Origin of the sequence: Sporomusa acidovorans (assembly GCF_900101845.1) — a bacterium.
Classification (GTDB): Bacteria; Bacillota; Negativicutes; order Sporomusales; family Sporomusaceae; genus Sporomusa; species Sporomusa acidovorans.
The window spans coordinates 67,615-80,710 of record NZ_FNAM01000010.1 but is presented as its reverse complement, the minus strand read 5'-3'; the positions used below and the strand labels follow the sequence as shown (position 1 = coordinate 80,710).

Below are 13,096 nucleotides of genomic sequence, written 5' to 3'. Positions count from 1 at the left end.
TTACCGCTGAATCCCGCGAATTATAAGGAGTTTCAGGGTCTGGTAACGCCGGTAACGTCTTTTCGCGCCCATAGAGCCCCTAGGATTTCAGAAACTCCTTTCGCAAATACATCACACGCACTGCTTTTCCCTCGATTTTTTTTAGCATACTGGCGGTGCCATTTTCAGAATGAATCATTTCTTCCTGTGCCAAGCGCTTCAATAATGTAGCAGTAGTTGTGGTAAAAAAACCTCCTTGAGATTGATAATGTTTAACAACTGCAGACAATGCGGTTCCTGTTATCAAATAATAAAACTTATCGTCAAACCAGCCGATAAATTGACCATTTCCTTCGGTGCTGTTGCCTCGAATGTTTTTCACCCAAACAGTTTTTGAATCCAATAATTCTTGAAGGGCGCTGACAAAACGTGTCGTTATCTTTTCTTCGCGTGTTTTTGCTGCTTGCTTGTTACCCAATTCGGTAAAAATGTTCCAAGCCTGGCGGCACAGCGCTTCTTTTTCCTTTAAATCCAATGCTCCTACCTGTTCGGCGAATTCCAACCCTGTGCAAAAACCCATATACAACCAGGAAATTTCCTCAGCAACTCTAGCGTGCTGGCTATCATCGGCGGCCTGTTGTCGGAGTGCGATGAAATCCTCTTTAAATTGTTTAGGCAGCTTGTCCAGCTGAGGAATCAACCACTCCAAATATCCCTTCATCGCTAAAGAATAACACCTGGCCTCACCTTGTCTAGCTGTCATAGTCCCACTGTCAATGTCGCCTTTTTTCAGTTCAACCACAATCTGCCGCGCGCCAGCACTCTCGCCAATATTGCCCAAATCTTCCCCAGTCACAAGGCACATCCCGCGCGCCACATACGCTTTTTTGGTTGTTGTATCCGAATTCATTCGGCTCCGGCCATGGCGGTCACCATAGCCACGACTTAACCGCTGTACGGATTCCCTCATGCGATCCTCCTCTTTTCGATTAGTTGGAGGATGAAAATCATCTACGACAAGTAGGCTATCCTTGACAAGGAAGGTCTTGCGTTCCAAAATGTTTGCTGTGTCTTTGAAATTTGCCGGCAATGCTAATTTGTCCGGAAATACCCCGAAATGATTTAAAATAAGTGCTGCCACGCTGCTTTTCATCGCCCCGGAATGCCCAAGCAGCCAAATCAAAAACGATGGCTCGCACCCGCCTAAGCGCATTAGCTCACATAACGGCGCAAGGTACACCGTTGCCCATAACGTATAAAAAGTCTCCAGCGGCTGCATTGTTAACAATTTTAGTGAAGCTTGTACTGCAGACCTATAGTCACCTGGCGCTGTCGGTAAAGCGTACTGTTGAAGGTTATCCTGCGTCAAGTCGACCGATAGTTTTCCATCTAAATCCCCCACAGCGCCGGCGCCGTGCAGATAAAACCATTTTCCTCCAATTTTGCGCCACCCTAGGTGCCCATAAATTGTTTCGCGCTGGCAGCTCTCCCCCGTGCACTGAATTGCATGTCGCAAATAGTCGCGCATAGTACTGCCGGGCGAGGGATTTGCGACAGCTCCCCAACTATCGACTGCCCAAATCATTGAGCTAAATTTTGATGTAGGGACATGAATTCGCTTAAGCTTTCTGCCGCTGCTCGTTATACCTTCGATAACGAATTCAGTGGCCTCGTCTTGGCCATTATCTCTGACTACTTCTTTAATGATTTTGGCGGCGAAGCTCGCAAGGCAAATCTTTTTTTTGTCTCCATTTCTATCCTCTGACACCCGGACCAGGCGGCCATTTTCAACCAAATACGGCGTTCCAAAAAACAACTTGTTCCACTCGGCAAATTTATCTGATGTGTCCGCCGGATGGAATTTATTATCTTGTCCAACAGTTACTTTTTTCATTGCCTCATCCTGCTTTAACAACTTTAATGCTGCTTTTTTCTGTGCGTCCGTTACCAGCAAATTTACACCTCCTGCGACTGTGTCAATGCCCACATTTGAAACTCAAAATTGTCGCTTAACAACATGTCGATCAAAATTTCTGTATTCCCCATGAGACAAATCGTGTCAGCTACTCCCGCATTGTTTAAGTTGCGTGGCTGAATTTCTTTTAATTGCTCTTCGCATAATGCGTGTAATCTTCTCAACTTACGAAATGCATTTACAACACTTTGCTCATATTGACTGACTGCTTCCCGCTGCCGCTGCTCTTCTTGCCATGCTCGCCGCCGCTCCCGAACGGCTTCGGTATCGGTCTCATAGGTTAAGCCCAAGTCTGAAGCTAATAACTTGACTGTTTCCGACAAGGAAAGATTTAATATTTTTGCCACTAGGTCAAGCTGATCGCCATGCTCCCCACAACCGAAGCAGTGGAAATTATTTCGATCCGGATTTATCATAAAGCTTGGCGTTTTTTCACCGTGGAAAGGGCAACAGCACCAAAATTTATGTCCTCTTCTTTTAAGTTCTGACCCCGGAATATATTGTTGGATGGCTGTCAAAATGTCCAGTTGCCATTTAATTTCATCAATAATCTTCATCTATCAAGTACGTTCCAAAAATTCCCTGATTGCTTCGACCGGTATCAGCCATCGCTTGCCTGCTTTTTTTGCTCGAATTTGTCCCGTGTATAATAGCCGCATGAACGTATTACGCGCGAGTCCAAGCATTTTTCGACCTTCTTCTGGTGTTACGGTGATGCGTGTAACTGGTTCATTTTCTTGTAGCTCGACTAGTTCGCCATTTTTAACGGTATATTTTTTATTGGTACCGTTTTCTTGTTTCAAAGTGTAAATAGTAATGATAAATACCTCCTTTTGACTTTGACTATTCATGGTTATGAAAAGTTATTTTTTTTAAAAAACGCCATTTATTTTGGCGTTTTTACACTATTCCCAGTAATATCTGACCACGTTTTTTTGCTTCTAGCCAAGCATGTATACCAAATTGAATAAAAGCAACTCCTATGGGCTTATCCATCAACTTTTCCAGCGTATACGCAAACAGTCCTGAATTAAAAGATTCCTGCCCCTTGTTTTCATCCATGTCTCGGGCTACACTTCGACTAATTGAAATTACTTTAGGGCTTAGCCTAGGTTCCTTGCCATCGGCAAACAACTTTTTGGAATTATCATCATAAATATAATCGCCGTGCATTAATGCGTACGCTGCGTATGCTTCAATAACTGTTTCTGCCGGGTAATCAGTATACCGTCCACCAGGGCCACCCCCGCCGCGCTTCGGTTCAGGAATCAGCCATTGATTTTCATATCGCATCAAAGTCGACCTTGATATTTTTACGCCCATCCGTTGCAATTTTTCCAATACTTCATCAGGAGACATATACTACCTCCAATATAAATTTTAAGTATGCATGTTCGTGATTATTTAAATTCTAACATGATCATTGTTGCTCGTCAATATATCTCAACAGTTATTTTTCAACCTAACTGTCCAAAAAACTGTCCAGAAAGAGAAAAATACTACATTACTAATCATCCAACAATGTAGTATTTACGGTCCTTAAACGATACTTTTCCATTAACGACGAATGTTAATATCTTGTTAAAGTTTTAAGAAATCGGCGCCCATATAAGAAAAGGCTCGGCCTGTGCCAAGTCTTTTCTTATGTGGGCGCCGGCAGAGGCTGGCCGTCTTTGTTTATTATAGAAGAGTTTATCCTTGTTATTGTAAAAAAACTGTTTCAACTAACCCTGCGTACTTCATTGCGGAAGTGGCTGCAGGCCGATAGTGAAACAGTCTTGTGAAACCCTATTGTAGCTATTCCAGTTCCCGAAAACGATAGCCAACACCACGTACAGTTTCTATAGCTTCAGCAACGTCATTCTCTGGCGCCAGTTTCATTCTCAAATGCCGTACATGCACATCAACAGTTCTGGTATCGCCAAAATATTCATAGCCCCATACCTTTTCCAGCAGTTGCTCTCTGGTAAATACCTTGCCAATATTCGTTGCAAACAATTTAAGCATTTCATATTCCTTGGGGGTAAGTTCAAGCTTTGTTGATCCCAGATAAGCCTCATAGCGGCTAAAATTAAGTTTAAGCTTACCGAGAAGCAGCTCGCCGCCAACCGCGCTTTCTTTCTGGCTTCGCCTGAGGACGGCCTTAATTCTGGCCAGAAGTTCACGGGGGCTGAATGGCTTGGTCATGTAGTCGTCCGCCCCTAATTCCAAGCCAATGACTTTATCAATTTCCTCGCTTTTGGCAGTGAGCATAATAATGGGAATAGCCGCTGTTTCCCGGCTGTTTTTCACCAGCCGGCACACTTCAAGGCCATCAATACCCGGTAGCATTAGATCAAGCACAATCAATTCCGGTTTTTCAGTTTTCACCTTGCTGATCGCAGTCTGGCCTTCATCTGCCTCAATGACCTTATAACCGGACTTCTCCAGATTGAACTTTAACAATTCACGGATATTAGCCTCATCATCTACTATTAAAATCTTACCTGCCATAAATGATGTCTCTCCTCATTTTCGCTAAATAACATGGTTTGCACCAAGTTGTACGGTAAAAACGCACATACCCGGAATTAAGATAAGAGTTGATGCGAGCGACCTAGCCTTTTCCCGGATAAGTAAAAACCAGGTTTAGAAAAAAACCTGGTTTATAGTAGTCTTGTCCACTTTTGAATTAGGCGTTTACAGCATCCTTCAACCCCTTACCGGCTTTAAATACCGGGTTCTTGGAAGCTGGGATGGTAATCTCTTTGCCGGTTTGCGGATTACGGCCCTTGCGTTCTTCGCGGGTTTTTACTTCGAAAGTACCAAATCCGATAATTTGTACTTTATCATCATTGGCTAAGGCTTCTTCAATAGCGGCAAATACAGAATTAATTGCTTTCTCAGCATCCTTCTGAGTCATATCCGCCTTTTGGGCTACTGCTTTGACAAGATCAGTTTTATTCACAATTGTGCTCCCCCTAACGTAAATCGATTACGATTAGCTTTATTCGCTACGCAACTTTTTATTCCTGCTTTTATTAAAAAATTTGGTAAAAAAACTCAACTTTTCACCTCTTTTTTTTTGGCTTCTTCCCACAAGCCATCCAAATCAGCCAGATTCACGTCTTCCCAGCGTTTATTTTGCTGCTTTAAGCTTGTCTCAATATGATCAAACCGCCGGCGAAATTTGTTATTTGTATGGTTAAGCGCAATCTCCGCATCAATCCCCATAAACCGGGCCAGGTTAACAATAGCGAACAGGACGTCCCCTAATTCGTCTTCCATGCGCAGACAGCGTTCAGCCGCCGGCAATGCAGCCGCCTCCTTTAGCTCAGCCAGTTCTTCGGCTACCTTGTCCCACACCGGGCCGATTTCCTGCCAGTCAAAACCTACCTTGGCCGCTTTTGACTGGAGCTTGTAAGCCGTCATCAACGCCGGCAGGCCAATAGGGACACCATCAAGCACTTTTTCCCTTTCTCCGGCTTTTTCCCGCTTCTTGATTTTCTCCCAATTAACTACCACCTCAGCCGCATCACGTACCGTAATCCCGCCAAATACATGCGGGTGACGTCGAATCATCTTCTCGGTAACTGAGTCTATCACGTCCTGCATGGTAAACCCGCCGCTTTCTTCCGCGACGCGCGCGTGAAATACAATCTGCAGCAGCAAATCGCCAAGTTCCTCACACAGTTTAACGCCATCGGCCAGTTCTATAGCCTCCAGCACTTCGTATACCTCTTCCACAATATACCGGCGTAAACTAAGATGTGTCTGTTCAATATCCCAGACACAGCCGCCGGGGGATCGCAAGCGGGCCATGACGTCAACTACCGGATCAAGGGAAAATACTTTGGTGCTCACCGGCCGGGGCGGTACATAGACACTCGTAAGATGGTCAATACCATTAAGCCGGTCCAGTTCAAACAGCATCGTGTTGATGATCTGTTCCTCCGGCAGACCCAAATGGCGGACAACCGTAACCTGGTATTCATCGCCATAATAATCCATTAACGTCAATTTTGCATCCGATGCCACCTGCCGGCTGTATACCTGGGTCACAATCAGGCCTGTTGCCAGATCAGGCGGCAACAGCGCCAAATCGGCGGCATCGACAATTGTGACACCGGTAATCGGATCGATGCCCAGTCGTGTGTACAGCACTTCCAAAAAACTCATCGCCGGAACAATGGTAAGTTCAATGCCGGCGGCTTTCGCCTGCAAGCTGATTAACTCCACCGTTTTTTCCGCCACCAGCGGACTGCCCGGCACAACATATACAATATCCTGCCCCTGTTTCGCCTTTTCTATTACAGCGGCGGCAATTTCCTGATAGAGGCCGGCAAAATCCCCGGCCTGATCATACAGGTAATCAAAGCTGGTAAAGGGAACGCCTCGTGCTTTAAGTGTTTCGACACAGGGGTGCTTAGCAGTACGCAGCAAGACGGGATTGTTCCCGGTCAAAAGCTCCCAGGTCTCCAGTGTAATATGCTTAAAGTTGCCGGGGCCCAGCCCGGTAATTGTAATTCCCATAATTATCGCCTCAACAGTCTTAATTTTGTTAAAACAGCAGCCAATTTTCCGCCGATTCGCGGCAGTTGCTCAATATCGCGGACCTCAATCCCGCCAATTAATAACAAGACAACTCCAAACACGGTGCCCCCCACTACAATCGATCCCAAGGTAGCGAGGCTGTTATGCAGCAAGTGGCTCATGATGGCATCATAACTCAAAAGCACGGCAACGCCCATAACGGCGGAAGCCGCAAGTGCCTTACAGGTATCGTTCAGATTAAGGCTAAAACCGACATAACGATATACAAAAAATATATTTAAGAGGGCGGCGACACCAAAATCGGCCACCGTCGCCCAGGCAGCTCCCATAATACCAAGGGCAGGGACGGCGGTAAGCACCCAACTCATAATAATTTTGCCGATAGCGGAAATTCCCATATTTATTACAGGGATCGCCGTATGTCCAAGGCCTTGCAGCACACCTGTCGTTACCTGATGCATACCCAAGAGAACAATACCGACCGCCAAAATTGCGATCGATGTACCGGCATTCGGTGTCCCATACAACAGTAGGGAAATGGGTGTTGCCAACAGCCACATGCCCACAAAGCTGGGAATCGTAATAAGATTGGAAATCCGCATGGCTGTGGCTATCCGTTGATAAATTAACTGCTTGTTGCCAAGAGTATACGCTTCCGATACAGCGGGTACTAGACTGGCAGCAAGCGAAGCAGTCAAAATGGTTGCTAAATTAACAAGCGGTACGGCCATGCCTGTTAAATAGCCGAACAACTCGGTAGCCTGCTCGACGGAATAACCGGCAACCTCCAGTCTGGCCGGCACGATTAACAGGTCAATATTCGACACTACCGGCAGCATGATATTCGCTAAAGAAACCGGCAAAGCAAGCTTGACAATCCGGCTGATAATACGAATGCCGGATTCCTGGGGCAGCGGCGGCTGCATTTTCATTTTATGCGTAAAGCCCGGTTTGTGGCGCCAATAAAAGTACAAGAGAACCATCAAGCCGGCAACAGCCCCCGGACCGGCGCCAAAACTTGCTCCGGCGGCGGCAAACTCCAGCCCCTGCGGCAGGAGAATATAGGCAAAAGCAATCATGGTAATAACCCGGAACAGTTGCTCAAAAATCTGAGAAACCGCCGTGGGTGTCATCATTTGCAGTCCCTGAAAATAGCCCCGGTAACTGGAAAGCACAGTAACAAAGAAGATGGCCGGGGCTAAAGCGGCAATTGCATAATAGGCGCGGGCATCACGCACAAAATGATGTTCAATCAGCCAGCCGGCACCATAGTACAGGACAAAGGTAAACAAAAGACCGGTAACCGCCAAAACCCCCAGCGAAATGCGAAACACGCGGCCCGCGCCGCGATAATCGCCGCGCGCCAGTTTTTCAGCTACAATAATGGAAATGGCTACCGGAATACCGGCCGATGAAATGCTAAGTGCCAGTAAATAAATAGGATAGGCCATCTGGTAGAGGCCAACCCCTTCACCGCCCAGCAGACGGGACAATAGAATGCGGTTAACTGAGCCGATAATTTTAACGACAATACCGGCTACTGTTAATATCAACGCGCCTTTTAAAAATGTATCTTTGCTCAATACCGAGTCATTCCTCTCCAAAATCTGGCCTAGCCGGCCACTTTAACTATTATAGCAAAATCTCCCTATCAATTAAACAATAAATAACTGTCTTGGTTACTATATAGATAACATAAAAGTAGCGAACTTAACAGAATTGTTATTGTCCGCTACTTACGCCACTAAAACATGTGTGTAACTGTTATTGAGCCATTTGTTTTGCTAAAAAACCTGCTGCTGTTTCGGCCAGTTTGACCTCCATATCCCCCATTTGCGCCCCGGGCTCTTTGGAACAAATAATAACGGCACCGATGGCATCTCCTTCTACAATAATGGGGGCGATCACTTCCGAAGTAAATTTACAGGTTTCGTCATCTTCGCACTGCGCGGCACAGCCTTTGCAATGTTTGTATTCACCAGGGTTACTGATTAATACAGCCTTGCGTTCCTCCATCACTTTCTCTACAGCCGGGCCGAGGGGCTTGCTTAAGAATTCTTTTTTAGAAGCGCCAGCGACCGCGACTACATTATCACGATCGGCAATCAGGATAATATGGCCAACCGCTTCAAATAGAGAATCAGCGTATTCTTTGGCGAAATCACCTAATTCCCCGACCGGAGAATATTTTTTAAGAATTACCTCTCCATCGCGGTCAACGTATATTTCGAGCGGATCACCTTCACGGATTCTAAGGGTTCTTCTAATTTCTTTGGGTATTACAACCCGGCCTAAATCATCAATTCTGCGTACAATTCCGGTTGCTTTCACCAATATCCCCCTTTCTACAGCTTGTGCAGACTAGTAAATTCGAGACAAAAGTCAAAAATAACTACGGAAAACAATCGCAAATAATCTCCTCTTTCTCAGTAAATAACACTCTTGCATTTGATAGTAGTATATATCCAGGTGATACGTTTTATTCATTTTTCTGGCTAGAAAACTGGTAAATAAGTTAACATTTATTTTATATTTGTAAACCCAGCCAAACAGGTCAGCAGCTTTGTTAACACGTCAACAAGCGGCATAGTAATCCGGGAAGTATTAAGCCGCATAGCCTGCGGAGGACCAGGCATAAAGGAAAGCTTGCCGGGAAAAAGGCTCCTGGCCTTGACCAAGCCGTCTTCAGCCAAATTCGGTGTGTCTCCAAAGATAATTTCTACTTTTCCACTTCGCTCGGTTATTGTCCGAATGCCCAGGTGGCGCGCTACATTTTTTATTCTGGCAACCCCTAACAGATTGGTAACCGGTAATGGGGGCTCACCAAAGCGGTCAATCAGCTCATCCAGCAGTTCTCGCAAATGCTCTTCATTACGAATCGCGGCAATGCGCTGATAAATTTCAATTTTATGCATGGCGTCACTGATATAATCACCGGTCAGGTAGGCATCCACGGTAAGTTCAATGGTTGGTTCCGGCGGCGGCAGCGTGATCTTGCCTGTTTTCAATTCCTCAACAGCCTCATCCAGCAGCCGGCAATACATTTCAAAGCCGACACTGACAATATGTCCATGTTGTTCACGCCCCAGAAGATTGCCTGCTCCCCGGATCTCCAGATCCCGCATGGCAATTTTAAAGCCTGACCCGAGTTCGGCAAATTCTTTGATGGCCTGCAGCCGCTTTTCCGCCACTTCTGTTAACACCTTATCCTGCCGGTAAGTAAAATAAGCATACGCCATGCGATGGGAACGGCCAACCCGTCCCCGCATTTGATAAAGTTGCGACAAACCGAAGTGATCGGCGTCATACACGATAATCGTATTGGCATTAGGCACATCGAGCCCATTTTCGATGATGCTTGTGCATAGTAAAACATCGTCCCGTCCCTCATAAAAATCGAGCATAACCTGCTCCAAAAGCTCTTCCGGCATTTGCCCGTGACCGGTCTTAATCATAGCATCCGGCAGAATTTCACTTAGGCGCTGCCGTATTTTATCAATAGTTTGTACCCGGTTATACACAAAATACACCTGACCGCCGCGCTTAAGTTCCCGCACGATAGCCTCACGGATAATTTCCTCATTATACTCAACCACATAGCTTTGCACCGGAAACCGGTCTTCCGGCGGAGTCTCAATAATGCTCATATCCCGCGCGCCAACCAGCGACATATGCAAAGTACGCGGAATCGGCGTGGCACTTAACGTAAGTACGTCGAGATTGGCCCGCCATTTTTTCATTTTTTCCTTTTGGGCCACACCAAAGCGCTGCTCTTCATCAACAATTAACAGGCCGATATCTTTAAAAGCAATATCTGATTGCAAAATCCGGTGTGTACCGATCAGCACGTCAATTTGGCCTAAGGCCAGTTTGTGCAGGGTGGCCTTCTGCTCGCGCGCACTTCTAAACCGGCTGATAACATCTACCACTGTACCAAATTCCTTAAAGCGCGAGCTAAAGGTCTGATAGTGCTGCTGGGCAAGTACGGTTGTCGGCACCAGCACCGCTACCTGTTTACCACCCATAACGGCCTTAAAGGCCGCTCTGATAGCCACTTCCGTTTTGCCAAAGCCGACATCACCGCATAACAGACGATCCATGGGCCGGGGCTGTTCCATATCATGCTTAACCTCGGCAATGGCCTGCAACTGATCCGGTGTTTCCTCATAGGAAAATGCGTCTTCAAATTCACGTTGCCAGGGGGTATCCGGGCCGAAAGCATGGCCAACCTGCAGTTGGCGCTGAGCATAAAGCGTAATCAATTCCCTGGCCATATCGGCTACGGCTGCTTTCGCTCTTGTCTTGACTTTTAGCCATTCGCTGCCGCCCATTTTACTAAGTCGCGGCACTTCCCCCTCAGAGCCGATATATTTCTGCAACAAGCCCACCTGATCGGTAGGCACATATAATTTATCATCGCCTGCATAGCGAATGTGCAAATAGTCTTTATGAACACCGCCTATTTCCAGCGTTTCCACACCCACATATTTGCCAATTCCGTGATTAACATGGACTACATAATCGCCGATATTGATATCACGGAAATAGGTAATCTGCTGCTCTTTGCTGACCCGTGGCCGGCGTTTTTTCTTCTGACGCCCAAAAATATCCAGTTCGGTCAGCACCACCAGCTTCGCCTGGGGAAACTCAAAGCCGCCGGATAAGGAACCGGTAACAACTACCACGGCGCCTGGCACAAGCGGCATTGTCCCGCTCGCGGCCATAACAGTCGTAATTCCCTCATTAGCCAGGTTGTGTTCGATATTTAACGCCTTATCGCGGCTGGGCATATATAAAGCAATATTATATTTTTTGTCCTGCCAGTTTTTAATTTCCGCAATAAGCGGCTCAATCTGGCGGTGAAAGGGGGCAATGCCTTTCGCTGTGATACTAATGATCTCCGTTGGCTGTGCTCCCGGAATCTTTTGCAGCAGCAAGGATAAATAAATTACGTGATAGGCCTGACAAACCGCCACAAGCTCTGCCCAACTAAAAACCCTGCGTTTTATCTCCGGATTTTCCTTGACCAGCTTAGCCATCTGTTCTCTGAGCCGCGCCGGTTCATCCAACACCGTAGCCGCGCCTTCAGGCAGATAGGAAACAAATACAGCGGGCTTGCCGCTATGCTCGGGTTCGGTCAACGGCATAATGTCAGCCAAGACCAGGTCTTGTACCGAACGCTGGCTGACGGGATCAAACTCGCGCAGGGAATCAACCTCGTCATCGAACAGTTCAAGCCGGAGCGGCAGGCTGCGGTTAACGGCAAATATATCGATAATACCGCCGCGTACACAAAACTGGCCGGCACTGTCTACCTGATCAACCCGCTCATAGCCAAACCCGACAAGAGAACCAACCAACTCTTCCCGGGATATTACACTGTTAGTATGAATCGTTATTCGGCTATTTAAAAACTCTTGTTTGGGCAACACTTTCTGCATGGCGGCTTCGACTGTGGCTAAAACAATAATTTTCTCGCCCCTGGCAATCCGGCTCAAAACATCCATCCGTTTTGCCGCCAATTCAACGCTCTTGGCCGCGGCGGCAAAAGTTACAATATCAATGGCCGGCAGTTCTACCACTGGCACCGCCGGCAGGAGAGCGGCAAAGTCAGACCGATATCCGTCTATGGCTTCATGATTAGCCGCAATAATGACAATTGGCCGCGCAGCCGCCTGAAAAGCCGATGCGATCAGCACACTTTTTTGCGCACCTGTCACACCATAAATTAAACTCTGCGTATTTGCTGACGAAAATGCTGCCTGGGCCTGCCGTAAGGCTTTATCCGCCTGTAAGGCGGCAAATAATGTCAGCGTTGTTTTTTCTCCCATAAAAAACCTCATCCATCCTGGTAGTGCTAAAAGGGCTTTAGCCTAGGCTAAAGCCCTTTATATGTATTTTTTAATGATCATGCCCTAATGAATATATCCTTTATTAACCTCCGGTATGCCGAGCGCAATCGGGTCATCCAGTCCCATCGAAGCGATACATTGGTCACACAGCGATTTTACGTAGATGGTATTTTGCGCAGCATCAGTCTTAATTATATCTTGACGTTCCTGGGCCGTCAAGCGATCAAAGCCAAACTTGACTTCATCCACTTCATCTACTTCTAATGTATCAATATGATCCCCGCAATATTCGCACGTATATAAAATTTTCATGGATTATCCCTCTCTTCTGAATTGTTCCCGTTTCTTGCAGCCAGCCATTTAATAACAGCGACATTATACGTCATGTGAAGAATTAGACCGGCAGCCAGACCACCCCAGATGCCGCCTGTCAGGGATAACATCCCGGCGGTTGCCGCTCCGAACAGGCTATGACCGCCAATACTAAAAAAAGGGGCGGCCAGATTTCCCCGCCGGCCCTGCCACCAGTCATAGCCGGCCTCAATCATGCCGAATACAACATGGACAGTCATAATATCAGCTCCCAGATAGTAAGCGAATAAGGTTTTGGCTGTCTCTTCCACCACCGGGCCCGTACTAATAACGGTTATCGACCCAATGTAGTACAAACAAAACCGATTGAGCAGGAAACTCAACGCGGCCATGAGAATAGCAATTAAATAGGCCATGATCCCCTCGCAGCTTTGCCAGCCTTGTT

12 protein-coding genes are annotated in these 13,096 nt (G+C 46.7%); all 12 read right to left on the bottom strand.

Features of this window, described 5'->3' with window-relative positions; translation table 11 throughout:
* Positions 1-79: 79 nt before the first annotated feature.
* Positions 80-1,873, bottom strand: coding sequence for a hypothetical protein (locus BLR65_RS09220; RefSeq protein ID WP_143122539.1), 1,794 nt, complete (start codon positions 1,871-1,873; stop codon positions 80-82).
* A gap of 62 nt (positions 1,874-1,935) precedes the next feature.
* Positions 1,936-2,511 (bottom strand): CHC2 zinc finger domain-containing protein, encoded by a 576-nt coding sequence (locus BLR65_RS09215; RefSeq protein ID WP_093793900.1) that lies wholly within the window; start codon positions 2,509-2,511, stop codon positions 1,936-1,938.
* Between the two features lie 3 nt (positions 2,512-2,514).
* On the bottom strand, positions 2,515-2,805 hold the full coding sequence (locus BLR65_RS09210) for a helix-turn-helix domain-containing protein (RefSeq protein WP_093793899.1): 291 nt from the start codon (positions 2,803-2,805) through the stop codon (positions 2,515-2,517).
* A gap of 49 nt (positions 2,806-2,854) precedes the next feature.
* Positions 2,855-3,313: a hypothetical protein gene (locus tag BLR65_RS09205; protein WP_093793898.1), complete on the bottom strand. Its 459-nt coding sequence runs from the start codon at positions 3,311-3,313 to the stop codon at positions 2,855-2,857.
* A 438-nt stretch (positions 3,314-3,751) separates the two neighbouring features.
* On the bottom strand, positions 3,752-4,447 hold the full coding sequence (locus tag BLR65_RS09200; RefSeq protein WP_093793897.1) for a response regulator: 696 nt from the start codon (positions 4,445-4,447) through the stop codon (positions 3,752-3,754).
* 178 nt (positions 4,448-4,625) lie between these two features.
* A complete protein-coding gene (locus tag BLR65_RS09195; protein ID WP_093793896.1) occupies positions 4,626-4,901 on the bottom strand; it encodes an HU family DNA-binding protein in 276 nt (91 codons plus the stop codon).
* A 95-nt stretch (positions 4,902-4,996) separates the two neighbouring features.
* Positions 4,997-6,466, bottom strand: a complete 1,470-nt coding sequence (gene yabN / locus BLR65_RS09190; protein WP_093793895.1) for a bifunctional methyltransferase/pyrophosphohydrolase YabN — start codon at positions 6,464-6,466, stop codon at positions 4,997-4,999.
* 2 nt (positions 6,467-6,468) lie between these two features.
* Entirely contained in the window at positions 6,469-8,070 is a 1,602-nt protein-coding gene (locus tag BLR65_RS09185; protein ID WP_093793894.1) for a putative polysaccharide biosynthesis protein, read from the bottom strand.
* Positions 8,071-8,251: 181 nt separating this feature from the next.
* Positions 8,252-8,818, bottom strand: a complete 567-nt coding sequence (gene spoVT, locus BLR65_RS09180; protein WP_093793893.1) for a stage V sporulation protein T — start codon at positions 8,816-8,818, stop codon at positions 8,252-8,254.
* 191 nt (positions 8,819-9,009) lie between these two features.
* Complete coding sequence (gene mfd / locus BLR65_RS09175) at positions 9,010-12,318, bottom strand: transcription-repair coupling factor (protein ID WP_093793892.1); 3,309 nt, start codon at positions 12,316-12,318, stop codon at positions 9,010-9,012.
* Positions 12,319-12,402: 84 nt separating this feature from the next.
* Positions 12,403-12,651 (bottom strand): anti-sigma-F factor Fin, encoded by a 249-nt coding sequence (locus tag BLR65_RS09170; protein ID WP_093793891.1) that lies wholly within the window; start codon positions 12,649-12,651, stop codon positions 12,403-12,405.
* Complete coding sequence (locus tag BLR65_RS09165; RefSeq protein ID WP_093793890.1) at positions 12,648-13,067, bottom strand: hypothetical protein; 420 nt, start codon at positions 13,065-13,067, stop codon at positions 12,648-12,650. The genes BLR65_RS09170 and BLR65_RS09165 overlap by 4 nt, the downstream gene beginning before the upstream one ends.
* Positions 13,068-13,096: the final 29 nt, after the last annotated feature.

Coding starts and splice junctions, on each gene's coding strand:
- BLR65_RS09165 (WP_093793890.1), bottom strand. CDS start 13,067: ATGGCCTATTTAATTGCTATTCTCATGGCCGCGTTGAGTTTCCTGCTC.
- BLR65_RS09210 (WP_093793899.1), bottom strand. CDS start 2,805: ATGAATAGTCAAAGTCAAAAGGAGGTATTTATCATTACTATTTACACT.
- BLR65_RS09215 (WP_093793900.1), bottom strand. CDS start 2,511: ATGAAGATTATTGATGAAATTAAATGGCAACTGGACATTTTGACAGCC.
- BLR65_RS09220 (WP_143122539.1), bottom strand. CDS start 1,873: ATGAAAAAAGTAACTGTTGGACAAGATAATAAATTCCATCCGGCGGAC.
- BLR65_RS09205 (WP_093793898.1), bottom strand. CDS start 3,313: ATGTCTCCTGATGAAGTATTGGAAAAATTGCAACGGATGGGCGTAAAA.
- BLR65_RS09170 (WP_093793891.1), bottom strand. CDS start 12,651: ATGAAAATTTTATATACGTGCGAATATTGCGGGGATCATATTGATACA.
- yabN (WP_093793895.1), bottom strand. CDS start 6,466: ATGGGAATTACAATTACCGGGCTGGGCCCCGGCAACTTTAAGCATATT.
- BLR65_RS09200 (WP_093793897.1), bottom strand. CDS start 4,447: ATGGCAGGTAAGATTTTAATAGTAGATGATGAGGCTAATATCCGTGAA.
- mfd (WP_093793892.1), bottom strand. CDS start 12,318: ATGGGAGAAAAAACAACGCTGACATTATTTGCCGCCTTACAGGCGGAT.